The sequence below is a fragment of the Paraburkholderia sp. AV2 genome (genome assembly GCF_054968425.1).
Window position 1 is genome coordinate 1 of the sequence record NZ_JBANLK010000030.1, and the last position, 23,352, is coordinate 23,352.

A 23,352-nucleotide genomic window follows, 5' to 3' on the forward strand; every position below is an offset into this window, starting at 1 on the left:
CGAGCTGCGCGGGCGTGAGCTGCGCCATCTTGTTGTAGGCGCCGCGCAGCTTGAACGAGAACACGGGCTGGTTGTCCTCGCGCTTGAGCCAGACCGTGTTGGACAGGCGCGCCGAGAGGTTCGGCGCGCGTTCGAGTTCGGTCTCGCGCGCCACGTCGTAGACGCGCGCGGTGAGGATCTTTTTCAGGTAATCGTACTGGCCGGTGACGACCGTTTCGGTTTCGACAACGGCAAAGCCTGCTTCGGCTGACATGGATGCTCCTGGGCTAGTTCTCGTTTTGTCCAGGAGGCGGAAACAAAAAACCCGCCTCTTGGGGCGGGTTATCGTCGCTGCTGTCAGACGTGCACTAACCCACCATTCGATGAATGGTGCTAATAATCAGTGCAATACGGAAGGGACGGCAGTTCATGGACGACAGCATCGCCTGGGGAGCATGAATTTGTCAATCATCATGGCTTCGAGCGCATCGTACTGAATATCTTTATTTACGTATTAAACAATACATTTTCGCGTACAACTTGGTGATATGACGGGAAAACAATCGCTACGGCCCCCAAAAATCTTTCCGACTTGATCCGATGCTTGCCGATTCGTGAAACATTCTAGGAAATAGGCACTATCCATTTGATTTCTATGGAGAAACTTCGCATCTGAAAAGATACTGCCATGTTTCACGGATTCGACCCCGGGGACGATTTCACCGGAGTCGGCGAGCCTTGGCGAAAGGTCTCCGAGCGCGGCAGCCCTGCCCTACCGTCAAGCCCATATCAGGCGCGCTTACGCGGCTTCCGGTGCATCGATCTCGGACGCCCACTGCTCGATTGCGGCTTTTACCCGCTCGGCCAACCGCTGCTGGTCGGCAGGAGCGATACCTTTGAGACTCAGCTCCGCACGCCCGTCGCCGAATAACTTCAGCTCGCCTAGCGCAACCCCGTCCCGGCGATTGAACTGGACACGTGACTGGTAGTGCGTGCGGCGCGGGCCAATACGGCGCGCACCCGCCTCTGCGGAAGCCGCGGCCTCAAGCTTGCGAACGCTGGCCTTGCCTTCGACGACCTGCTGTAGCCAATGCTCCGCGACCGTCGCCCCGGCACGATCGAAAATAAGCTTGATGTTGTACGCGTGACCCAGACCCATGGCATCGCGATGTTGCGCCATGCGCTGAAGCAGGAACGGCGGGAGCGACGTCAGCGAAATCACCTTGCTGATGTGTTTCGGATCCTCACCGACCGCCACCCCCAACTCCACCTGGTCGACGTAAACGCCATCTTCGAGCAGTTTCTTCCACGCGAGTGCGTCGTCGAACACCGTCTGCTCTTCGCGCTCCTTGTTCGCATGGTAGGCGCGCAGATAGAGGTTCTGGTTGTCGAGGCCTTCGCGGATGTCCGCTTCGATCGTCTTGTCGCCTCGCGAACGCGCGGCCCGGATACGCCGCTCGCCGTCGACGATCACGTACTTGCCGGGAAACTCCGCAAGACGCGTGACCAGAATCGGCGTGATCTGGCCTTGCTTCTCGAAGCTGTCGGCCAACTCGTCGATCGTTTCTGCGCTATAGAAGGCGCGCGGATTATAGGGATTCGAAACGACGTCTTCGACCGCTATCTGTCGAAGCGCATGCGATGGTGCCTGCACCTCGTCGACCTCAGGCTGCGTGACCGTACCGGCGTCGCGCTGCGCGATATTGACAACGTCGGCTTCGGCTAGGCGCTCTCCGGCCGAAACACGTTCGGCCGCCATGCCCGCGCGGACCTTGCTGGTGAAATTGAGCTTAGCGGCCATCTGCAACCTCCTCTTCTTGTACGAGCGCGATGATTTCGTTGTAGACGGCGTTGATTTCGTCCTTTGCGATCTTGGTGCCGCGCACACCACGGACGTCGAAGACGGTGCGACCGAGCGCGGCGGTCTGCCGATAAAGCTCCCGCTGCTTGATCGTCGACGACAGAACACGGACATTGCTCTCCGCGAGGATGGCACTCATTTGCGTATGTAGCAGCGTCTTCGAATTCGATTTATTTAGCAAAATTGCGAACTTTCCGGCCGGATTGGCCACGCGAGTGCGCTCGACCAACTCCATCATTCCTTCGCTACTCCAGATGTCGATAGGTGAAGCGTCGGTCGGAATGACCGTTGCGTCGGCAACAGCCAGTACGCGGGCGGTGGTTAGATCGTTGATGTTTGGGGGGCAGTCGACAATGACGACGTCGTAGTCGTCAGCGAGGGCGGCGACTTCCGGCCCGATCATTTTTTCAAGCTTGTGGATGCTTCCCACCCGGAACGGTAATGGGCTTTCCGGCCCAGCCGCAGCGCACCAGCTCATGCAGGATTGCTGGCCGTCGGCGTCTGCAACATAGACTTTGTATCCTTCGGATTGAAACGCTCCGGCCAGATTCATTGTGGTGGTGGTTTTACCCACCCCACCTTTTTGGTTCGCTACGGCAATGACCAGTCCCATTCGGCTCTCCAAGACAGATGTTCCAAGAGCTGTCGTCCCTGTGTGCGCTCTCCACGTGGAGACTTCAGCGAAGCACCTCGAAGTCTAGCGGGAAGTTAAAGTAAATTCTAGGTTTTACCTCGATTTTGTTGTCTGCTCACAACCTTTTGATCAACTGGACAAGATTTTGCTCATTTCCATTACGGCTTTTTGTTAATCAAACAGCAGACACAGAGTGTTCCTCGCTCTCCACGTGGAGACTGTGAGGCCACGTCTTCTAAACCATCAATGGTGGCTAATTCCGCGTTTCTCTAATCGGGAAAAGCCTTCGGCTCGCGAATGTACGTCTGTACTCAGCCAAAGCTGATCAACAGAGATTCAACGCAGTCACGCAGAATGAACAATCGCCTCATACAGAGCTTTCTCCACGTGGAGATATGTACTCGGTGCTATCGAGTCTACGAAATATGCGGCAGCCCAAGCCACACAGGCTGGCAGCCTATGAAGCGATTCTTCGTACACACAACGTTAGAGGGAGCGAGGCTTCACAAGTCTCCACGTGGAGACTTGTGAAAGGCAAACAGCCGAACCAAGGAAGGGGAAGAAATGCCGTAAAGGTCGAAGTTTGAGATGATGTCTGCCGGTGTCGGATAACTGAAACCAGTCAGTAGAGCAGGGGGCGTGTTGCCGCATCCATGGCTCACTACAGCGTCCACCGTCGAATTATATTTTCTTGGAATAATAGATAAATTCGGCTAAATCCCGGCGTAATCCAATCTGGCAGGAATAGTTAACGACCAGCAGGGCTGGGTGCCCAACCTCTCACTCGAAACGCGCTTTCAGCGCAAGATCGACATCCGCTGCCGAAAGCGCATCGGCCGCGACCGCTCCTTGCTGTCCGTTCAGCAAAAACTCGAGAAGATCCGCCGCGGTCGGCTGTCCCCAGGTGTCCAGCACGACCCAGCGGAAGAAGTTCGTCGATGCCATCTTCGAAGGCACCTTCGTCGTCGACACCTTGAGCTTGTCCATCCCGACCGTCTCGTTGTAGCGCTTGATGAGCGCCGTTTGGTCGTCGTACTCGAGCTCGTTGAAATAGGAACGCGCCTCGGTGATCTTCGCGGCGATATAGCGATCCTTCACTTGATCCTGGCTTTCGCGTGCCTTCGCCGTTTCGGCACCCGCACCGACAGCCGCCGCATTCGCGCCCGGCAACTGGTAGCCCTGCATCAGCGCCTTGCGGAAATACGCGGCCACGTTTGCAAGCGGTGCCGCGTTCTTTTGTGCAACACGCGCTGCCGTGTAGGCCACGGCCGTCCGGATCTTCTCTTCGCCGTACTGTTTCAGCAGCCGGCGCGCCTCGGAAACCGGGATACTGAATTTCGACATCTCGCCGATCAGCACGGTCTCGTTTGCACGCAATTCCTGGGAGGAATCGGTCTCCGGCTTGCGCGTGACGCGAAACTGCAGCGAGACGACCGAGCGTCCCACCTTATGTTCGATCAATTCGAAGAGATGATCCGAGATCTCGTTGACCTCCTTGATGCACGGCACCAGCACGCGGCTCTTGAACTGCTTGTAGAGCTTGTACGACTGCGCCGACGTATCCTGGCCGAGAATCAGATCGCGCAAGGTCGCCAGCGGAAAGCGCGCTGTCATGCCGACGGCTTCGTAGCGCACGACGTTCTCCCACAAGGCAAGCGAGTGCGCCTTCCTGAACTGCCGCGTGATCCGCATGTCGATCATCGCGTAGATCTCGGGGTTCAGCAGTTCGCCGCGAATCTGTTCCGAGAACGTATAGCGCAGTACCGAGCGCTCGAGTTCGGCGCCCGCGAGCAGACCGGATGCCTTCCAGATGCTGCGCTTGTCCTGGGTGAGGTAGTCCCAGTTGACGACCGTACTGATGAGCGAGTTGATCGTCTCTTTGACGTACTCGGTGTTGTTGCTGTTCAGATCGACGTCCTGCGAGAGGGCGGAGATGGTGATTTCAAACGACGACCGGCCCGGCTCCAGCGAATCCTGACGGATGGCGTTCTTGATCAGAGAGCTGAACATCTTGCGCTGCTGGAGGCTGATCGACCCGGACTTCGGTGCGATGTGAATCGCCGGGACGGCCTTGCGGAAGAGATCAGGCGGCTGGCCTTGCTGAAATACGAGTGCGCCTTGTTTGTCGGCGTCGCCGGCATCGGCCTTCTTTCTTGCCATATGACCCACGGTGTAAGGGAACCTGATCGGTTGGTAACTGTATACCAAGCGATCAGGTGACTCAAGGGTGCATTCTATTCGGTGCTGTCACACGACAGCCGGACACGTAGCAGTTGACAGCCCCGCCTGCATCGCCCTGAACGCACCTGTCGATGCCCTCCAAGGCGATGCGCAAGTCTCCCATAGCACGGGACCTTTGGATTCCAATCACCCAACAAGACTCCCATAGATGGTGACCTGAAGAATAAGAGTGAGTGCTCACATACCAAGATGAAACACGACAATGATGGAAAGGTACCCGCTTATGGGATAAATCGCCATCAGGCAGTTGTCCACAGACCGGCGAGTCGATGACCGGAACGATATCCCATTCCCGGTGACCTTCGAGACACCCCATAACCAGCTACCTAAACACTGCGCCGCCGGCGTGAATACAGGGACCTGCCGGGCATAAAACCCCCATAATCGGTAACCTTCAATTTCTCCCATAATCAGATACCAATGAATCGGCGTGCGGGGCAAAGGGGCTCCACGAAAGGACACGGCCCTTGTCGAGCCAAGCGACCTTTCCCACGGATCCAGGTACGCTCCCATAATCGGTTACCCAGAAATACCCCCATAACCAGTGACCAAACCAGCCCGTTCATCCTTGGGCCCGGACTCCCAATCGTCCCAAATTCCCCATAAACAGGAACCTGACTAGCGTCCCATAACATGCTACCTGGAGCGAGATGGGCCATTGATCCCATACACCGAGACCTTTCTCCCATATCCACGACCTCAAATTCCCATCGTTGGCTACCGGTTTCCCATATCCACAAACCCGAACTCCCATACGAGGTAACCGGAATCCCACAAGAGGGCACCCAATCGCCCGGAAAGCCTTACCAGGCAAGGCTTTGAGCCTGCTAAAGGTTTACTAAAGTAGTTAAAGCGTTGAAGTAAACACAGAAACCCGTGTTCGAGGAGAAAGAAGTCTCCCAAAACCGGTACCCTATAGACAAGTAAGTGGTCACCAACTTCCCCGGACCCCATAGCTGGCTACCATCCCCATCCGGCGGGGGTTACGTGACCTCCTGCTTTTTGGCTTGATTACGCGAGATGCTGAGGATCTACATTCAGTTAGGTGCGCAACCCTATGATCAACTGAAGAAATGTGCTCTATGGTTGCCAGCTATGGGAGCTCGGGAAGGCAAAAGGTCACGGGTTATGGGAGAACCTGCGGCTCTTCGCGGAGTGCACCGAACTGTTGCTGCCCGCTCTCGGATCCCAAGATTCCTTGCTGAATTGAATCCATCAATCCATCGAAGGCGTGTCGCTCGCAGAGCGACAAAAAGTTTCCCATACACGGTTACCTGGCTCAGGTCACCAAACATGGGAACCAACAGGATGATCTGCTGGAGTTCGGATCCGAGGCCAGCGCCAATTCAACTGGTGCACTGCAGCGGGTGCTCAGGTGACCTTGCGCAGGTCCACCGTCCAACAGGTCCAAAATCACCCTAAGAGCATGACGTCTTCCGTCGGTGGTTACTCACAAGGTATCCCCGGCTGACCGAAAATTCGACAGACTCATGTTAGCTATTCGTAAAAAAATAACCTGGTATTCATCGTACTGATGCCGTTGCCGTCGCAAGTCCCCACTATGATTGGCCGTTAAAGGCAGTGTTACGTCCGTGAACCTGCCGTAGCACGGAACACATATAGATAAGCCTTCGGGGATCGTCATGTCAGTCAGCACCTTCGGGCCGCCGGCGCCTTGCAATGGCCGGGGGCGTCGCGTACGCCTCGCCGCGATGCGCCCGTCGGTCTCCGCAGCCCGGTGCGAGCGAGGTTTGCGATGAGTCCACCCGGCTGGGCCACTGGCAAGTCCGGCAAGTTGGTGCCCGTGCCGTCGCGGCATGTCGCCGCAACTGCGGGTGTCTCCCGCGATCGCTGGCAGACCACCACGTTTCGGTGGTTCACCGCGTACGCGGCGATCTTTTCGCTGTCGTTCATGGCGCTGCTCGGCGTGATCGAATATTCGGTGACCCGCGCGATGGAGCGCGAAACCGATAGCGGCCTGCGCTGGCAACTCCGGTACTTCGATTCGCGCCCCGACGATGCCGTCGCGGGCGCAATCGGCGAGCGTCTTAAACGCGAGGAGCACCAGCATAACTTCTATGGCCTGTTCGACGGCGCCGGCCACTGGCAGGCCGGGGATATCCGCATGCTGCCCGAGGGTCTCAAGCTGGAGCGCTACGGGCACACGTTCGAGCACAAGATCGGGCAGTCCCTGAGCGTAGACATCGGCGACGACCGGCCCGCGCTGCGCGTCATGGGCGAGATTCGTGCGAACGGATCGGTGCTCGTGGTGGCCCGCACGCTTTCGGATGTGCACCATGTGCACGACGAGCTCATGAAAGCGATCTTCGGCGGCGGCCTGCTTTGCCTTGCCGCGAGCCTCGGCGCCGGGCTCGTGCTGAGCATGCGGCAGATCCGCCGTGTGGCGGAAATCCGGCGGGTGACGGGCCGCATTGCGAGCGGCGATCTCGCCCAGCGGTTGCCGGTGGCCGGCCGCGACGAACTCGATATGCTGTCGCACCTCGTGAACCGCATGCTCGACGAAGTGGAGCGCCTGATGGGAGAGGTCAAGAGCGCCTGCGACGGCATCGCGCACGACCTGCGCACGCCGCTCACGCGTCTGCGCCTGCGCCTCTCGACGGCTGCCGACACGTTCGAACGCCGCGGCGAACCTGGCGTCGCGCAGATGCTGGTCGGCGCGCGCGACGAAGCCGATTCGGTGCTCGGCCGCTTCGCAGCGCTCCTGCGCATCTCCGAAATCGGTGCGATGCAGCGGCGCAGCGGCTTCGGGTCCGTCGCGCTGCCGGACCTCGTCGGCGAGCTCTACGAGCTTTATGCGCCGCTTGCCGAAGAGAAGTCCATCGTCCTCACCTCGTCGATCGCGCCGGCCAATCCGATCCATGCGGACCCGGAATTGCTGTTCGAGGCGTTCAGCAATCTGCTCGACAACGCGATCAAGTTTGCGCCCGAGGGCGGCCATGTGGACGTGGTCCTGCGCGCGGGAGAAGCAGGATCGCAACTGGTGGTCAGCGACGACGGGCCGGGTATCGCGCCCGACGAACGCAGCGCGGTGCTCGGCCGCTTCTACCGCAGCGAGCGCACGCGGCACCTGCCGGGCAGCGGGCTCGGTCTTGGCATCGTCCTCGCGATCGTGCGGCTGCACGATTTCGAATTGTCCATTGGCGGTGCAGACAAGGGGACGGTCGTGACGATAGACTGCTGGCCGCACCATACCTAGCCGCTCATAACAACCTGCCGATGAGAGTCCTGCTGTGCTCCTCCTCCGATACGGAGCGAGGCTACCTGCATAAAGCCCTGAGCGAGAGCCTGAACAGCGTCGAGATTGCCGACAATCTTCACGACGCGGCCTACCTTGCCTCGCAAGAGCCCTTCGACGCGATCCTCCTCTGCACGCCGGGCGCCCAGACGCCCGAGGGCCTTGCCGAGGCGCTGGCCGCGTTTGCGCAGTTGCCCGCGGCCCCGGCCATCATCGTCACCCTGATGCGAGCGACGCCGGCCGCCTGCGCGCGGCTGCTGCGCGCAGGCGCCGACGCCTGCTTCGTTCAGCCGTGGTCGATCCTCGAGATCCAGGAGCGCATGCTGGCCCTGCAGCGTGCCACCCAAACGCCGACGGCCCCCTTGCCCGTGCGCCTCGACCCGTTGACGCGCGATCTCGTCGAGGACGCCCAGCGCATCTCCCTCACCACGCGTGAATATCTGCTCATCGAATGCCTGCTGCGCTACGTCGGCGCACCGGTCGCCCGTGACCATCTGATTCGCTATGCGTGGCCCGAGAAGGGCGATGTCGAAGCCTCCAGCGTGAACCTCGTCGTCTCGCGGCTGCGCCGCAAGCTCGGCGCCGAAGGTGCGCGTACCACCATCGAGACCGTCAGTCGCTACGGCTACCAGCTCGACGTCCGGCCGCCAGAGGCGTTCGGGCCACAATCGTAAGGGCAGTGCAGGCCTTCTTCTCCGGATACGGACGCTCGTTCCGTCCGTCTGGGGACTTGCGTCCCTCAAAATTTAAATTTATTTTCATGAAAGAATCGCAGAAATCGGGCGAGGCGACGGTAAACTCGAAATTTCTGAAAGGTCGTGCGGTCGGCACGACGGAGTGCGAAACGGATGAGCCAGGTGCGCGTATTGACGGTGGAAGACGACGCCGTCACAGCCAATGAAATTGTCAGCGAACTGAAGCAGCGCGGCTACGAGGTCGACTGGGTCGACAACGGCCGCGACGGCATGGCTCGCGCGCTGAGCGACGACTACAACATCATCACGCTCGACCGCATGTTGCCGGGCGTGGATGGCCTGTCCATCGTCACGGCCATGCGCACGGTCGGCATCCAGACGCCGGTGCTGATGCTGAGCGCCTTGGGCGACGTGGATGAACGCGTGCGCGGCCTGCGCGCGGGCGGCGACGACTACCTCACCAAGCCTTTCGATCCTGAAGAACTGACGGCGCGTCTCGAAGTGCTGCTGCGGCGGCGCCAGGCGGCTACCGTCGCGCGCGAGACGGCGCTGCGCGTGGGCCCGCTCGAACTCGACCTGATTTCGCGCAAGGTGCACCGTGACGGCGAGGAGGTGACCTTGCTGCCCACCGAGTACCGCGTGCTCGAATTCATGATGCGTCACGCAGGCAAGACCATTACGCGCACGATGCTGTTCGAGGCCGTGTGGGGCTACCACTTCGATCCGGGCACCAATCTGATCGACGTGCACATGGGGCGCCTGCGCAAGAAAATCGACCCGCCGGGCGTGCCGCCACTGATCCAGACGGTGCGCGGCTCCGGCTACATCATCGGATAACGCTGCGTGGAGAGCCGCTCTTCCGCCGCGCCGCCGGTCCGTTCCGGACGGCGCTGGTACACCACGACGTTTCGCTGGCTCATCGGTTACACGGCGCTCTTCGGCATCCTGCTCATTTCGCTCGTGGGTTTCGTCGCGTGGACGGCAAACGCTTCGATCGAAGACGACACCGACTCGATTCTCAAGTGGCAACTGATCTACTTCGATTCGCTGGCCGACGAGGCCCTGCCGGGCGCGATCCGCGAGCGCCTCGAACACGAACACATGCACGCGAACTACTACGGCCTCTTCGCCCCGGATGGCCAGTACGTAGCCGGCGACATGCTGGTGCCGCCGCCCAACCTCACGTTCACGCGTACGGGCCGCACGCTTCACCACACCCTGCGGCTGCAGTCCGGCGGACCGTCGCCTATCGTGCGCGCGATGGGCGAGGTGCGGCCGAACGGTCTGCATCTCGTCGTGGCGCGCGACATGACCTATGTGCTGCGCATTCGCCAGTTCGTGATCCGCACGCTCGTGGTGGGCGGCGCGGTGGCCATGCTCGCGGCGGTGGCGAGCGGCTTCGTGCTGGGCATGCGGCAGATCCGGCGCGTGCGCGAGATTCGCAGTGCCACGCTGTCCATCGCGCGCGGCGATCTGGCTCAGCGCTTGCCCGTGGCGGGCCGCGATGAGATCGACATGCTTGCGCAGCTCGTCAATCACATGCTCGACGAAGTCGAGCGCCTGATGACCGAGGTGAAAGGGGCTTGCGACGGCATCGCGCACGACCTGCGCACGCCGCTCGTGCATCTGCACGCCCTGCTCGCACGCGTTGCCGAACGCGAGAGCATGAAGGGCGACGCGGAAGGTGCGGGGATGCTCGAACGCGCCCGCACCGAAACCGGTCAATTGCTCGAACGTTTCCGCGCGATGCTGCGCATTTCCGAAATCGGCACGCTCAAACGGCGCGGCGGGTTTGCGGCGGTGGACCTCAAACCGCTGATCGCGGACCTCGCGGACCTGTACGAACCGCTCGCGGAAAGCCGCGAGGTGTGCTGGAGCGTGAAGGTCGAGCCGGTGCCTGAAATTCACGGCGACCGTGCCTTGCTCTTCGAGGCGTTCAGCAACCTTATCGACAACGCGATCAAATTCGCGCCGCCCGGCGGCGCCGTGCGCGTGACCTTGCGCGCCACGAAGCAGGGACCGCTCGTCGAGGTGGCCGACAACGGCTCGGGCATCGCCCGCAGCGAGCGCGCGGCCGTGCTGCAACGGTTCTATCGCGGCGACACCGTGCGACATCTGGCTGGCTCGGGGCTGGGCCTTTCCATCGTCGCCGCCGTGCTGCGCGTACACGACTTCACGCTTCACATCGACGACGCACCCGACATGGACCGCGCAGGCGGCCCGGGAACGCGCATGAGCGTCGAGTGCTGGTCGAGCACGCTGGCCTGACAATCAACCGGATGCAAGTTCATGCGCATACTGCTTATTTCCCCCTTGCATGCGGAAGGGGCCTGGCTGCAGAAGGCGTTGCAGGAAAGCGCCCACAGCCTGCAGCGCGCCGAGGATCTGCGCGACGGCCTCTTTCTGGCGAGCGAAGAGCCATTCGATGCGGTGATCGTCATGGCGCTGGACAGCGCGTGGCTAACGCCGCTGCTCGACATGCTGCCGAAGCTCGTGAAGGCGACGCCCGGCGCCACGATACTCGCCGTGCTCGGTATCGAAGCCGGTGCCCACGCGCGATCCCAGGTGTTGCGCGCCGGCGCGGATGCCTGCTTTCGTTATCCGTTTTCCTTCATCGAAATGCACGAACGTTTGCTTGCACTGATGCGCACGGTGAGCGCCGCGCCCGTTTCCGCATCGGCCAAAGCGGCTACGGCGAAGAGCGCGATTCCGCAGCTCGATGCCGGCACGCGCGAGATTGTCGAGGGTACGCATCGCGTCGAGCTGACGCGTCGTGAATATCTGTTGGTGGAGTGCCTGCTGCGCCATCCCGACACGCCGGTGCCGCGCGACCAGATGATCCGCTACGCGTGGCCGGACAAGGACGAGATCGACCCGTCCACCGTCAATCTCGTTGTGTCGCGCTTGCGCCGCAAGCTCGAACGCGAAGCCTTCGAAGCGCGCATCGAAACGATCAGCCGGTACGGCTATCAACTGACGTTGCCTAAACCACATTGAGGAAGATGCGCGTGCTCAAGGTAACCGTTTGTGGGAACTGGCCAGAGGCTTTTCTCACCGAGGCGTCGGTTCGCAGAAAGCCCTTGTCTGGCCTTGTCCGACTCGCTTGAGGCTGGTACTACGCCGATCAAATGGTCGCTTGTTTTACGGCCACAGAACTTAGGCTTGCTTGGGACTTTGCTGCTTGTCGTAGAGCGTGCGAGCGGCGCGCACCAACTTGAGTATCTTCTTCGAGTCGTCAACGCAAGAAGCAACGTCGCGCGGATTGACGGGATCGGCGATCTCGTAGTCTGCGTTCTTGCGGGCTTTCTTCAGAGTGGCCAGACTTCTGGCCGCCTGTTGTGCGTCGGTACGGCCGGGTGCCGCCGCTTTTCCCCACCTTGCCAAACTATCGATGATCGCCTTGTGCGTTTCTCCGTGGCTAAGCTCGGCCTCGGTTGCTGCAAAGGGAAGCGGCACGCTATGACGACTTGCATGCAACGCGCCGTAGTATGCACGCGAGATGGCGCTTCGCCGATCAGCCTCCTTGCACGGCTCGACGAGCAAGCGCTCGGCGGTCTCGATAAATTCCTCAGGAGACACGTGCGTCCTCCCGCTCTTCAGCTACAAGGCCAATGCAAAACGACCCCAGAGGTAAATCGTCAACCGCGTCGAACAGGACAGGGGTCAATTCCTCGTCCAGCCGCTTCACTTGCTCAAGATCACCTCTGATTCTGACCATGATATAGATCGATTCCTCTCCGGGAGTCGTATCCGAATGGCAGGTCGTTCCAACCGAATGGACGCGCCGGTCATGGAGAAACGAATACAGCGCCGTGTGCAGCGTCTCAATCGTCGACAGCGAGACGCCATTGCGTTCAGCCATGGCGATGAGTTGTTTTTGCGTCTCAAGGTGAGGGAACTCTTCATCAGGAGAACGTTGTGCCAGCACGTCCGCCAGTTCAAGAGTTCGCTGCCACCGGCCTGCTTGCCAGTTGGCCCGCATTGCGAGACGCCAGATCGCGAGGTCGGTTGGGTGCGTATTTGCCGCACGCTCGTACATGTTTGCGCTTTCAATACAACGCTCCACACCGTCGAGCGTAGACGCGTAATTTTCTTCCACAGTCGCCCCCGTGTCGTAGCGCATGGCTATGCCGAACTGTTCGTCCATAGTGGCGTCATCCCACCGGATGGCCGCCACTATGCCGAGAACCTGATGGGCCAGAATGGGATCGACGGAAATGCCGTTCCTGGCGGCTCGCTCGAGGCGGGCGAGGGTAAACGGGTCGAGGGAGTCCCAATCGTTGTGCACAAGGGACGACAGTTCGTCGAATGCTTCTTCGGCGACAGATTTTGCTCGTGGAGCGACCATGAAGTAGAAATTCTTATTCCGCGCAAAGGCGCAAACGCACGTTGGATTCCGTGGATAACGCGAATACTAACATTTTCGATGAAAATCAAATCTTTTTGTGCACCCGGGCGTCTCCGCCGTTCGGCTAATCTCGAGTGCCCCACAAGCCGGAAACGGAACTTGTATAGCCTTGCGTCCCCGGTGACTTCATGCTCACCTCCAACTCGGGCACCGTCTCGACGAGCTTGCGCTGAGTCTTGCTGTCGACACATTTGCGAGCCGCGCCGATATAGCACTGCATGCTCGGCGTTGATCTCTCCGTGCGCACCGATTCCAGAAGTTGCAAGTCATAGTGACGCTCGTATCGGACAGCCGCAGATCCCTCGAGACGCATGACATCGTCGTGCTGGGTTTGCGAACTGCTACCGCGTGCCGCTTGCGGGGACGTTACAGCGCGCGGTCGAACGAGGCTTGTCGATGAATAGCACTGGAATAGCACGGTGCCTCTTCGAAGCCTTATGCAGCGGAAAAAGTAACCGTTTGTGGGAACCGGTTACCTTTTCGTCGTTTGCTATGCGTAACGTGTCCACAAAAAACTAACGGCACGCGAAGCGCATGCCGTTCTCCCTGATTGTTGTCTGTCGCTTCGCGTACTGGCCGTTCAATGCGCGTACACCGTCGAGTTCAGATACGCAAGCTGGCCATCCTGCTCGGCCTGCACGAGTTCCTGATAAACCTGCGCGCGGGTCTTCTGCGCGACCGGTTGGCCATACGGCTGCGCGGTTGCATTCGCTGCGACCTGCGTGGCCGCGGCCGGTTGGGCGAGTGGGGTGCCTGCGTTGGCGCTCTGGGCGAATGCGGACGTGGTCGTGGCGAGACCGGCGAGTGCTGCGATGATCATAAGGGTCTTCATGTTGCCTGTTCTCCAGTAACGAAATCGTTGGCCGGTAAGCGAATGCGATAAATCGCATCCCGGTATTGGAAGCATAGTGAGGCGGCACTATCGAACCGGAAGCAGGAACATGAATAAAAATTTAGAGACAAAACTGAGATCGTTCGGTGCCCGGTCAGCACGTTGCAGGCCCTGAGTTTCAAGAAGGATTACTGATTAAATCGATGCTAAAAAACGCGCCGGCAGGCGGCGCGTCCTGTTAGCCGAGCAGATAGCCCGACCCGCGTATCGTGCGGATCAGCGAGGGCTCTCCGGGCGTATCCACGCGGTTGCGCAGCCGCCCGACGTGAACGTCCACGAGGTTGGTGCCCGGATCGAAGCGGCCGCCCCACACGCCCTCGAAGATCATCGTGCGCGTGAGGACCTGGCCCGCGTGGCGCATCATGAATTCGAGCACGCGCAATTCCGTGGGCCGCAGGCGCAGGATCTTGTCGCGGCACGTCAGCTTGCGTTTGACGAGGTCGAGTTCGAGCGGGCCCACGCGCAGCACCGTTTCCGTGGAGGTAGGGCGCGAGCGGCGCCGTACGAGCGCTTCGAGGCGGGCGGACATCTCGTCGATGGAGAACGGTCGCGTGAGATAGTCGTCGCAGCCGGCGCGCAGGCCTTGGATACGTTCTTCCACGCCGCTCGTGGAGCTCATGACGAGCACGGGGGTTTCGATGCCGACGCCGCGCATCGTCGTGACGATGGTCAGACCGTCCAGGTCGGGCAGGCGCCGTTCGAGCGCGATGACGTCGTAGTCGCCGGCCATCACCATCGCGATGCCTTCGCGTCCGGTGCGGGCGACATCGACGGTAAACCCGGCGGAGGTGAGCGTAGGGATGACGCTGTGTTCGGTGACGGCGTCGTCTTCGATGGTCAGGAGTCTGGGCATGGTGATCCAGGTTTCGTGACGGTGTTACAGAGGAAAAGGCATCAGGCGACGGCGCGCAGCGGCACCGGCGAGCTTTGCGCGGGGTTCGCGCGGAACTGTTCCACGGCGAAATCGATGAAGCTGCGCACCTTCATGGTGAGGTAATTGCGGCCGGAGTACACGATCGAGATGTGCTGCAGGCCGCCGTTGACGTCGTACTGGTTGAGCACCGGCACGAGCCCGCCGCGCGCAATGTCGTCGGCCACGACGGGTAGCGGCAGCAGCGCGATGCCCATGTCGGCCAGCGCGGCCGTGCGGACCATGGCATAGCCGTTCGCCGTGAGCGGACCGTTGGCGCTCACGCGCTGCGCGCCTTCGGCATCCGAGAACTCCCATGCGCGCGGCGCGTCGGAAACCGCGAGCAGATCGTGCTGCGCGAGATCGGTGGGCGTGCGCGGCGCGCCCCGGCGCGAAAGATACGCGGGCGAGGCGACGACGATTTCCTTCACGGACGCGATCTTGCGGCTCACGAGCGAGGCGTTGACCGGCTGGCGGTCGGTGGCGAAGCAGACGTCGAAACCGCCCTCGATCATGTCGATATGCGTATCGTAGGCCGTGATGTCGAAGTCGACGCGCGGATTCGACGCGCGATAGGTGCCCAGCAGGGTAGCGAGCCCCGAATTGGCGAACACCGCCGGCGCGGCGATGCGCAGCACGCCGCTCGGATCGCGCGTGGCGCGTACGAGCTCCGATTCGACCTCGTCGAGCTTTTCGATCACGGCGCGGCAGCCGTCCAGGTACAGCCGGCCCGCCTCGGTAAGCGAAAGGCTGCGCGTCGAGCGGTTCAGCAGGCGCATGTTCAGATGCGCCTCGAGCATGCCGACGCTACGCGTGACGGCCGCCGCGGACATGCCGAGCTGCTTGCCGGCAAGGCTGAAGCTGTTTAGATCGACGACGCGTGTGAAGACGCGCATGGCTTGTAGCTGGTTCATCTGCGAGTCCGTAGTGTTGAGGCAAATGCGAGATCGAGCAGCAAGCTGGGAACTCGCCGCACCTGTCCGGGCTGCGCTCGCGTCCCATCGTGCCTCGTGCGCCGGCCTAGTTCGGCAAAGCGTGCGGATCCTGAACGGCTGCCGCCTCCTGCGCCTCGATCGCCGACTTGAGCCGTTGCATGCTTTCCGTGGGGATCGCGAATCCCGCCCAGCCGAGCCCCGTGTGGCGGAAGAACACCACGGTGCCGTCGAAGAGCGGGTTGCGCTCGGTGTACCAGCTCGGGTCCATTTCGATCACGTACTGATGCGTGCGCAATAGCTGCTCGGGCACTGCCGGACGCATTTGTGCGCGCAGCTTCCCGAGTTCTTCGATCAGGCCGTCGACATCCGCCGCATCGAGCAGCGCCGCATTGCCGTTCACATTCACGCAGACCGCGTGCTCGCCGTACTCGTTGACGAGTTCAACCGACATCGGCTTGGACATTCGCCATTCCTTGCAGTCCTGAAACTGCAAGGATTATCGACGGGCACTTGATGTCAGTGTTTTAAGATGTCGTGCGCTGAAAATGAATAATTATTTAATAAATAACAAAAATCCTTCAATTTCTTTCAAAAACTTTTCTTCTGGGTGCCTTGCGAGGCGGGGGCCAGCGGGGAGATGTAGTGCGGAGGGAGTTCGAGAAGCGCTAATTACATGAAAGGGGTTTCATGTGGCGCAAGGAAGGTATGGGCTGGATGAAAAAACGGCGAATGCCCGCGCCGTAACGCATGGCATTCGCCGTTCGTGGCGATCGGGAACGATCAGAACTTGTGGCGGATACCGACCATTGCCATGGTCTGGTTGTTGCCCACTGCGTCGTTGCCGAAGTCGCCCATCGAGGCCGTGGCCGTCGTCAGAGTAGTGAGGCCACTGGTCGAGTTGTAAGCCACCGTGTTGCCCGATGCGTGCTGGTAGCCTGCGAGCACGTAGACGTCGGTACGCTTGGACAGGAAGTAGTCGCCGCCGAGGCTGACCTGGCTGTAGGCAGCGTTGACACCGTTGCCATAGCCCTTCGTGTAGTCGTAACCGACACCGAGGATCGCAGCCGGCGTGACCTGATAGTTCAGGAATGCCTGTCCGGTGTTGAAACGGCTGGTGCCTTGAACGTTCGCACCGGTGCTGTTCGTAAAGCCGTAGTTTGCGTATTCGACGTTGCTGTACGCGATGCCGAACGTGACCGGGCCAAACACGTAGTCGCCGGCAGCACGGATGATCTGCTGCGAGTTGGCGCCGCGGAAGCCGCCAGTGATCGCCTGCGAATCGAACTGGGCGCCAGAAACGCCTGCACCCGAGTTGAACGTATCAAACGTCGAGTTGCCGCCGGCGTTGTTCGCGCGGAAGTAGCCAGCGCCGAGGCCGAGCGGACCATGGTTGTACGCAGCCGCCACAGCGATCGTCTGACCCGCGCCGGTGCTGCCAGGCACGCCGCCGAACGCGTACATTGCGCCGATCTGCAGGCCGGCGAAGTTCGGGCTCGTGTACTTGACCGAGTTGTTCGTACGATAGCTGTTATCGTAGTTGTCCATGTCGCCCGGGGTGGCGAACGTCGGACCGAACGCACCGTCGTTGGTGAGCGGCTGGATCAGGTCGATCAGCGGGTCGTACTGGCGACCCAGGGTGAAGGTACCGCCCTGGTTCGAATCAAGGCCGACATAAGCCTGGCGACCGAACAGACGGTCGCCCTGACCGCTCGCACCGGTATTGACATTGAAGCCGCTTTCGATCTTGAAGATTGCCGAGAGGCCGCTACCCAGATCTTCCGTGCCCTTCAGGCCCCAGAGGTTCGGCGAGAGGTTACCCGGCGAGAGTTGCCACGTGCCGCCCGACTTGCCGTCGGCACCCTTCTGATGGCTGAAATACGCGATCGAGTCGTCGAGCGCGCCGTAGATCGTGACGCTGCTTTGTGCATGGGCTGCAGTTGCTGCGAAAGACGCCAGCGCAGCTGCGGCGAGAGCGATTTTTTTCATTGACGGATCTTTATAGTGAGTTGCGGTTGTCAGTGAGAGCTTCATGAAATTGCGGCCCGCCCGGCGAGCCGAATTCAGCGGGATTATCCGTAGATGCCCTGGTTGGTCAAATTCTAGGACCGGAAATACTGAATTTCAAGAAACGAAATCGCTCGATTGCCCCGGCGGGCGGGGCGTGCACGCCCATGCTGCGCACGCCCTTGTTGTTTTATCGCCACGACCCGCCGGGTCATTTACATCAGAAAATCGTGCGGAGGCCACCTGCAGCGATGTAGTTGTTCGTCTGGTAGTGGTTCGTCCAGTTGCTGAACTCGGCGCCGTTGTACTTCGAGAACATGTAACCGGCATACACGTCGGTGCGGTGGCTCAGGTGGTAGTCAGCCAGAACCGAGTATTGCAGCTGGTTGCCGCCGTACTGGTTGGCATTGCCCATCTGCTGCGTGTCATAGAAGCCAACTGCCACGTCAAACGCCGGCGTGATCTTGTAGTCGCCGCCGAAGAAGTACACGTTGTTGACCGACGTGAAGCCCTGGTTCGATACCGTACCCGAGTAGCCGAAGTACGAAACCGTCGAGCCCGGAACGTCCGGATCGCTCGGCGCACTGAGGATGTAGTGCTCGTAGCCGCCCTTGACGGTGAACGGACCATACGAATACTTCGCGGCGACCATGAAGTCTTCGTCGTTGGTGAGCGTGAGCGAACCGACGTTCAGGCCGAGCGCGGCGCTGTTTGCCGCATTCGCGCCGGTCAGGCCACCAGAGTGGAGAGCATCGCGCGCCTGGTAGTACGTTGCCTGAAAGCCCATGCCGTAGGCTTCATAACCGAGGTTCGCGCCGAAGGTCGAGCCGTCGCCGAACTTGCCGGCGATGCCGCCGAAGCTGTACGAAAGGCCGAAATTAAACGGCCCGTAATGGTTCACGTACTTGATGTTGTTATCCGTCCGCGAGCCTTCCGTAATGCCGCCTGCCGAATACGAACCCGAAAAGCCGAGGGGCGAGAACAGCTGCGCCGCGAACATCGGGTCGTAGTTGGTGATGGTGTCGTAACCGAGCGTCGTCGTGCGGCCAAGCGAGATCGCACCGTATTGATCCTGCTTCAAGCCAACGTAGGCGCCACGGTTAAACAGCTGGCCGCTGAGTGCCGAGGCCACACCGACCGTGTTGTTCTGGCCGGCGAGCGAGCCTGCAGCGTTGTTGATGCTGCCGGTTGGCACGTTGATCCCCGATTCGAGGTCGAAGAACGCGCTCATTCCGCCGCCGAGGTTTTCGTTTCCGCGGATACCCCAGCGCGAATCCGAAATACCGCCGTTGAACATGCCCCAGACCGGGTTCTTGAAAGCCGTGCTGACCTTGTTGACCGGGTTCACGGTAGCCGGGAACGTGGCGCTGCCGTTTGCGCTATGCTCGACCACGCCAACCGCGACGTCCAGAATGCCGTACAGCGTCACGCTATTGCTGTCGTCGGCGTGCGCGACGCCTGCGATCGGGCCCAGGGCCAGGGCTGCTATCAGGTACTTCTTGTTCATGGAAACGATGCTCCTCGTTTTGAGTGTGGCTGAGTGAGAGAATTGCTGAGGACTATTTATTAGTGGTTGGACTGAACGAATCGCGTGGTTCGGCTGTCCGCGCCGGGGAGAACCTTCGGCGACGTGAAATATAGCCAGGGCTTTCACTGGTAAGCAGATGAAATCGACTGAAATTCAGTTTTTCTGAATTTGCGTTGTGTCACTTCTACATTGTCATATTTCTGATATGTAACAACAGGGCCCTGGAAACGTTTCCGTAAGAGGGACGTAAAGGGCTTGTCGGGCCGGTGGCGCAAACCTTTGCGCGCTTTTTGCTTGCGGCGGCAACAGCATGACCGGATACGGTTGCCGCAACCTTGACCCATCCCGACCGACCGGCGTGACGTCTCTGGAACGGCAGATTCGGAGCGATCGGGGCAACTTATGTTAGGGATTTATCAGCCGGAACTCCGTGACGCCCGGCAAGAAGGGCGCTATGACGAGGCACGCAGCATGCCGTCCTGATTCGATATGATTGTAACGACAGTTGTCACGATCGTTTCATCGGTATAGGATGAATGCAAGTAAACCAGCACGGTTTGATGTGCATTGCACAAATTCGCACTCCAGCCTATGTCAGACGTCTCAATGAACTCTCTTGTCGTGTTGCGGGGGGCGCCTGCCGGGCAACCTGCGCACATGGCGCGCAATGTCGGCGTACCGTTCGACGCCGCGTGGGTCGAGCCCCTGCGTGTCAATCTCGCCGCCGTCGAGCGGCGTACCGCCACCCTGGGCACGCGCCGCACCGTAAAGAAGGACGCGCAAGCCGCGTGGCTGCTGAAGGCCGTGACCTGCATCGACCTCACGACGCTCAATGGCGACGACACCGAAGGCCGCGTGCGGCGCCTGTGCATGAAGGCGCGCCACCCGGTGCGCGCCGATCTGCTCGAAGCGCTCGGCATGACGCCCAATAGCATTACGACGGGCGCGGTGTGCGTCTATCACCGCTTTGTGGCAGCCGCCGTGGACGCGCTGGCGGGCAGCGGCATTCCCGTCGCCGCCGTCTCGACCGGGTTTCCGGCCGGCCTGAACCCCCACGAGCTCAAGCTCCGGGAGATCGAGGCTTCGGTGGCGGATGGGGCGGACGAAATCGACATCGTCGTCACGCGCGAGCATGTGCTTACCGGCAACTGGCGCGCGCTTTACAACGAGGTGCGCGAGTTCCGCGCGGCGTGCGGCGACGCTCACCTGAAGGCGATTCTCGCCACGGGCGACATCGGCGTGCTCTCGAACGTCGCGAAGGCCTCGATGGTGTGCATGATGGCCGGTGCCGACTTCATCAAGACGTCGACCGGCAAGGAAGGCACCAACGCGACGCTCGACGTGTCGCTCGTGATGGTGCGCATGATCCGCGAGTATCGCGAGCGGACGGGCGCGCTGGTGGGCTTCAAGCCTGCTGGGGGCGTCTCGAACGCGAAGACGGCGCTCGCCTATCAGATCCTCATGAAAGAGGAGCTGGGGCGGCCCTGGCTCGAACCCGATCTCTTCCGCTTCGGCGCGTCGAGCCTGCTCGCCGACATCGAGCGCCAGCTCGAACATCACGTGAGCGGACGCTACTCCGCCTTCAACCGTCACCCCGTAGCCTGAGCAGACAACACCGATGAGCGTAGCCGAGTATTTTCGATCGATGGATTACGGTCCCGCCCCCGAGGACGATCAGCCTGTGCGCGCCTGGCTTGCGCAGCACGACGCGTCGTTCGGGCACTTCATTGACGGCGCATGGCGCGAGAGCGCCGGCGGCGCGCGCTTCGAGGCGCGCGAGCCGGCGACGGGCGAAGTGCTGGCGAGCATCGCCCAAGGCGACGCGGCGGACGTGGACGCAGCCGTTGCCGCGGCGCGCGCCGCGCAGCCCGAATGGCAGGCGCTGGGCGGCGCGGGCCGCGCACGGCACCTCTATGCGCTCTCGCGCATGGTTCAGCGCCACAGCCGGCTTTTTGCCGTGCTCGAAGCCCTCGACAACGGCAAGCCGATTCGCGAGACGCGCGACATCGACGTGCCGCTCGTGGCGCGTCACTTTCTGCATCACGCGGGATGGGCGCAGCTGCAGGACAGCGAATTTCGCGAGTGGTCGCCGCTGGGCGTGATCGGGCAGATCGTGCCCTGGAATTTCCCGCTGCTGATGCTCGCGTGGAAAGTGGCGCCCGCCATCGCGCTCGGCAACTGCGTGGTGCTCAAGCCCGCCGAATACACGCCGCTCACGGCGCTGCTCTTCGCCGAGCTCGCGCACCGCGCCGGCCTGCCGAAGGGCGTCCTCAACGTCGTGACGGGCGACGGCCGTACCGGCGCCGCGCTCGTCGAGCACCCGGACGTCGACAAGATCGCGTTCACGGGCTCGACCGAGGTGGGGCGGCAGATCCGCTCCGTTACCGCGGGCTCGGGCAAATCGCTCACGCTGGAGCTTGGCGGCAAGTCGCCGTTCATCGTCTTCGACGACGCGGACCTGGACGGCGCGGTGGAAGGCGTCGTGGACGCAATCTGGTTCAACCAGGGGCAGGTGTGCTGTGCCGGCTCGCGCCTGCTCGTGCAGGAAGGCATTGAAGAGCGGTTCCTCGCGAAACTCAAGCGCCGCATGGCGACGCTGCGCGTGGGAACCTCGCTCGACAAGGGCATCGATATTGGCGCGATCGTCGATCCGGTGCAGCTCGAGCGGATCGAAACGCTCGTCGAGGCAGGGCGGCGCGAAGGCTGCGACGTTTGGCAGCCCGAAGGGGTCGCACTGCCTGCGGGCGGCTGCTTCTACCCGCCCACGCTCGTTACGGGCATCGGGCCGGCGTCCACTCTGGCCCAGGAAGAGATTTTCGGACCCGTGCTCGCGGCCATGAGTTTTCGCACGCCCGACGAGGCCGTAGCGCTCGCGAACAACTCGCGCTACGGGCTGGCGGCGAGCGTCTGGAGCGAGACCATCGGCCGCGCGCTGGACATCGCGCCGCGTCTGGCCTGCGGCGTCGTCTGGATCAACGCGACGAACCTGTTCGACGCGGGTGTGGGTTTTGGCGGCTATCGCGAGTCCGGTTTCGGCCGCGAGGGCGGGCGCGAAGGCGTATTCGAGTATCTGAAGCCCGCGGGCTGGAGCAAGCTGCCGCTGCGCGCGGCGCCTGCGCCGCGTCCCGCAGCGGGCAGCGGCACGCGCGGAACGGCTGCGGTGGAGCGGCTCGACCGCACGGCGAAACTCTTCATCGGCGGCAAGCAGGTTCGCCCCGATAGCGGCTACTCGCACACGGTCTATACGCCGGACGGCGACTGGGCGGGCGAGGTGGGCGCGGGCAGCCGCAAGGACGTGCGCGATGCGGTCGCGGCGGCGCGCGGGGCGCTCAAGTGGACGCAGATGAGCACGCACGGCCGTGCCCAGGTGCTCTACTACCTCGCGGAGAATCTGAGCGCGCGGGCCGAAGAGTTCGCGTACCAGCTCGCGCGCCGGGCGGGGTACGACGTGCGTTCGGCGGCGCGCGAAGTGGAGATGTCCATCGAGCGCCTCTTCTACTACGCCGCCTGGGCCGACAAATACGACGGCGCCGTGCACACGCCGCCGCTGCGCGGCGTGGCGCTCGCGATGCATGAGCCGCTTGGCGTGGTCGGCATTGTTTGTCCTGACGAAGCTCCGTTGCTCGCGCTCGTTTCGCTGGCCGCACCGGCGCTCGCGATGGGCAATCGCGTGGTCGTGCTGGCGAGCGAGGCATCGCCGCTCGCGGCCACGGACTTTTATCAGGTGGTCGAAACGTCGGACGTGCCGGCGGGCGCGCTCAACATCCTGACCGGCGAGCGCGCGGCGCTGCTGCCGGCACTCGCGAAGCACGACGACGTGGACGCGCTCTGGTGCTTCGGGCAGGCGGCCGATTCGACGCTGGTGGAGCGCGAGTCGGTCGGCAACCTGAAGCGCACGTTTGTCGATTACGGCCGGCAGGTTGACTGGTTCGACCGCACGAGCGCAGGATTGCCGTTCTTGCGGCATGCAGTACAGGTGAAGAACATCTGGATACCGTACGGCGATTGA

Annotated in this window: 19 protein-coding genes; 7 read left to right on the top strand and 12 right to left on the bottom strand. The window is 61.6% G+C overall.

What is annotated here, in order from left to right; genetic code table 11:
- The 4 genes from V8683_RS20065 to V8683_RS20080 all read right to left on the bottom strand — a co-directional run.
- On the bottom strand, positions 1-253 hold a 253-nt coding region (locus tag V8683_RS20065), incomplete at its 3' end, for a pyridoxal-phosphate dependent enzyme (protein ID WP_462880670.1).
- A 525-nt stretch (positions 254-778) separates the two neighbouring features.
- Positions 779-1,780 (bottom strand): ParB/RepB/Spo0J family partition protein, encoded by a 1,002-nt coding sequence (locus tag V8683_RS20070; protein ID WP_411193487.1) that lies wholly within the window; start codon positions 1,778-1,780, stop codon positions 779-781.
- Complete coding sequence (gene parA / locus V8683_RS20075; RefSeq protein ID WP_411193486.1) at positions 1,770-2,453, bottom strand: ParA family partition ATPase; 684 nt, start codon at positions 2,451-2,453, stop codon at positions 1,770-1,772. The genes V8683_RS20070 and parA overlap by 11 nt, the downstream gene beginning before the upstream one ends.
- A gap of 801 nt (positions 2,454-3,254) precedes the next feature.
- Entirely contained in the window at positions 3,255-4,634 is a 1,380-nt protein-coding gene (locus V8683_RS20080; RefSeq protein WP_411193485.1) for a replication initiation protein, read from the bottom strand.
- A 1,837-nt stretch (positions 4,635-6,471) separates the two neighbouring features.
- On the opposite strand from V8683_RS20080, the gene V8683_RS20085 reads away from it, so the two are divergent.
- From V8683_RS20085 to V8683_RS20105, 5 genes are all read left to right on the top strand, one after another.
- Positions 6,472-7,932: a sensor histidine kinase gene (locus tag V8683_RS20085; RefSeq protein WP_411193484.1), complete on the top strand. Its 1,461-nt coding sequence runs from the start codon at positions 6,472-6,474 to the stop codon at positions 7,930-7,932.
- Between the two features lie 20 nt (positions 7,933-7,952).
- Entirely contained in the window at positions 7,953-8,645 is a 693-nt protein-coding gene (locus V8683_RS20090; RefSeq protein WP_411193483.1) for a response regulator transcription factor, read from the top strand.
- A 183-nt stretch (positions 8,646-8,828) separates the two neighbouring features.
- Complete coding sequence (locus V8683_RS20095) at positions 8,829-9,503, top strand: response regulator transcription factor (protein ID WP_411193591.1); 675 nt, start codon at positions 8,829-8,831, stop codon at positions 9,501-9,503.
- A gap of 6 nt (positions 9,504-9,509) precedes the next feature.
- Positions 9,510-10,934 carry a sensor histidine kinase gene (locus V8683_RS20100; protein ID WP_411193482.1) on the top strand — a complete coding sequence of 475 codons (1,425 nt, stop codon included), beginning with the start codon at positions 9,510-9,512 and terminating at the stop codon, positions 10,932-10,934.
- Positions 10,935-10,955: 21 nt separating this feature from the next.
- On the top strand, positions 10,956-11,663 hold the full coding sequence (locus V8683_RS20105; protein ID WP_411193481.1) for a response regulator transcription factor: 708 nt from the start codon (positions 10,956-10,958) through the stop codon (positions 11,661-11,663).
- 159 nt (positions 11,664-11,822) lie between these two features.
- Here the strand turns inward: V8683_RS20105 and V8683_RS20110 are convergent, their stop codons facing one another.
- The 8 genes from V8683_RS20110 to V8683_RS20145 all read right to left on the bottom strand — a co-directional run bounded on the left by V8683_RS20110 (position 11,823) and on the right by V8683_RS20145 (position 19,322).
- The gene (locus tag V8683_RS20110) at positions 11,823-12,245 is read right to left on the bottom strand and encodes a hypothetical protein (protein ID WP_411193480.1); all 423 of its coding nucleotides are present in this window, start codon (positions 12,243-12,245) and stop codon (positions 11,823-11,825) included.
- Positions 12,235-13,014: a hypothetical protein gene (locus tag V8683_RS20115; RefSeq protein ID WP_411193478.1), complete on the bottom strand. Its 780-nt coding sequence runs from the start codon at positions 13,012-13,014 to the stop codon at positions 12,235-12,237. Before V8683_RS20115 ends, V8683_RS20110 begins: the two co-directional genes overlap by 11 nt.
- Positions 13,015-13,654: 640 nt before the next feature.
- Entirely contained in the window at positions 13,655-13,906 is a 252-nt protein-coding gene (locus tag V8683_RS20120; protein ID WP_411193476.1) for a DUF4148 domain-containing protein, read from the bottom strand.
- Positions 13,907-14,144: 238 nt separating this feature from the next.
- Complete coding sequence (locus V8683_RS20125; protein ID WP_411193475.1) at positions 14,145-14,819, bottom strand: response regulator transcription factor; 675 nt, start codon at positions 14,817-14,819, stop codon at positions 14,145-14,147.
- A gap of 41 nt (positions 14,820-14,860) precedes the next feature.
- Positions 14,861-15,790 carry a LysR family transcriptional regulator gene (locus tag V8683_RS20130; protein ID WP_411193474.1) on the bottom strand — a complete coding sequence of 310 codons (930 nt, stop codon included), beginning with the start codon at positions 15,788-15,790 and terminating at the stop codon, positions 14,861-14,863.
- A gap of 106 nt (positions 15,791-15,896) precedes the next feature.
- The gene (locus V8683_RS20135) at positions 15,897-16,274 is read right to left on the bottom strand and encodes a hypothetical protein (RefSeq protein ID WP_411193473.1); all 378 of its coding nucleotides are present in this window, start codon (positions 16,272-16,274) and stop codon (positions 15,897-15,899) included.
- Positions 16,275-16,591: 317 nt separating this feature from the next.
- Complete coding sequence (locus tag V8683_RS20140; RefSeq protein ID WP_411193471.1) at positions 16,592-17,797, bottom strand: porin; 1,206 nt, start codon at positions 17,795-17,797, stop codon at positions 16,592-16,594.
- A gap of 238 nt (positions 17,798-18,035) precedes the next feature.
- Positions 18,036-19,322 (bottom strand): porin, encoded by a 1,287-nt coding sequence (locus tag V8683_RS20145; protein WP_411193470.1) that lies wholly within the window; start codon positions 19,320-19,322, stop codon positions 18,036-18,038.
- Between the two features lie 627 nt (positions 19,323-19,949).
- Between V8683_RS20145 and deoC the strand changes: the two genes are divergently transcribed.
- Together deoC and V8683_RS20155 are read left to right on the top strand one after the other, a co-directional pair.
- Positions 19,950-20,948 carry a deoxyribose-phosphate aldolase gene (gene deoC, locus V8683_RS20150; RefSeq protein ID WP_411193469.1) on the top strand — a complete coding sequence of 333 codons (999 nt, stop codon included), beginning with the start codon at positions 19,950-19,952 and terminating at the stop codon, positions 20,946-20,948.
- Between the two features lie 13 nt (positions 20,949-20,961).
- Complete coding sequence (locus V8683_RS20155) at positions 20,962-23,352, top strand: aldehyde dehydrogenase family protein (protein ID WP_411193468.1); 2,391 nt, start codon at positions 20,962-20,964, stop codon at positions 23,350-23,352.

Coding starts and splice junctions, on each gene's coding strand:
- V8683_RS20130 (WP_411193474.1), bottom strand. CDS start 15,790: ATGAACCAGCTACAAGCCATGCGCGTCTTCACACGCGTCGTCGATCTA.
- V8683_RS20090 (WP_411193483.1), top strand. CDS start 7,953: ATGAGAGTCCTGCTGTGCTCCTCCTCCGATACGGAGCGAGGCTACCTG.
- V8683_RS20105 (WP_411193481.1), top strand. CDS start 10,956: ATGCGCATACTGCTTATTTCCCCCTTGCATGCGGAAGGGGCCTGGCTG.
- V8683_RS20120 (WP_411193476.1), bottom strand. CDS start 13,906: ATGAAGACCCTTATGATCATCGCAGCACTCGCCGGTCTCGCCACGACC.
- V8683_RS20145 (WP_411193470.1), bottom strand. CDS start 19,322: ATGAACAAGAAGTACCTGATAGCAGCCCTGGCCCTGGGCCCGATCGCA.
- parA (WP_411193486.1), bottom strand. CDS start 2,453: ATGGGACTGGTCATTGCCGTAGCGAACCAAAAAGGTGGGGTGGGTAAA.
- V8683_RS20135 (WP_411193473.1), bottom strand. CDS start 16,274: ATGTCCAAGCCGATGTCGGTTGAACTCGTCAACGAGTACGGCGAGCAC.
- V8683_RS20125 (WP_411193475.1), bottom strand. CDS start 14,819: ATGCCCAGACTCCTGACCATCGAAGACGACGCCGTCACCGAACACAGC.
- V8683_RS20080 (WP_411193485.1), bottom strand. CDS start 4,634: ATGGCAAGAAAGAAGGCCGATGCCGGCGACGCCGACAAACAAGGCGCA.
- V8683_RS20085 (WP_411193484.1), top strand. CDS start 6,472: ATGAGTCCACCCGGCTGGGCCACTGGCAAGTCCGGCAAGTTGGTGCCC.
- V8683_RS20115 (WP_411193478.1), bottom strand. CDS start 13,014: ATGGTCGCTCCACGAGCAAAATCTGTCGCCGAAGAAGCATTCGACGAA.
- deoC (WP_411193469.1), top strand. CDS start 19,950: ATGAACTCTCTTGTCGTGTTGCGGGGGGCGCCTGCCGGGCAACCTGCG.
- V8683_RS20140 (WP_411193471.1), bottom strand. CDS start 17,797: ATGAAAAAAATCGCTCTCGCCGCAGCTGCGCTGGCGTCTTTCGCAGCA.
- V8683_RS20155 (WP_411193468.1), top strand. CDS start 20,962: ATGAGCGTAGCCGAGTATTTTCGATCGATGGATTACGGTCCCGCCCCC.
- V8683_RS20070 (WP_411193487.1), bottom strand. CDS start 1,780: ATGGCCGCTAAGCTCAATTTCACCAGCAAGGTCCGCGCGGGCATGGCG.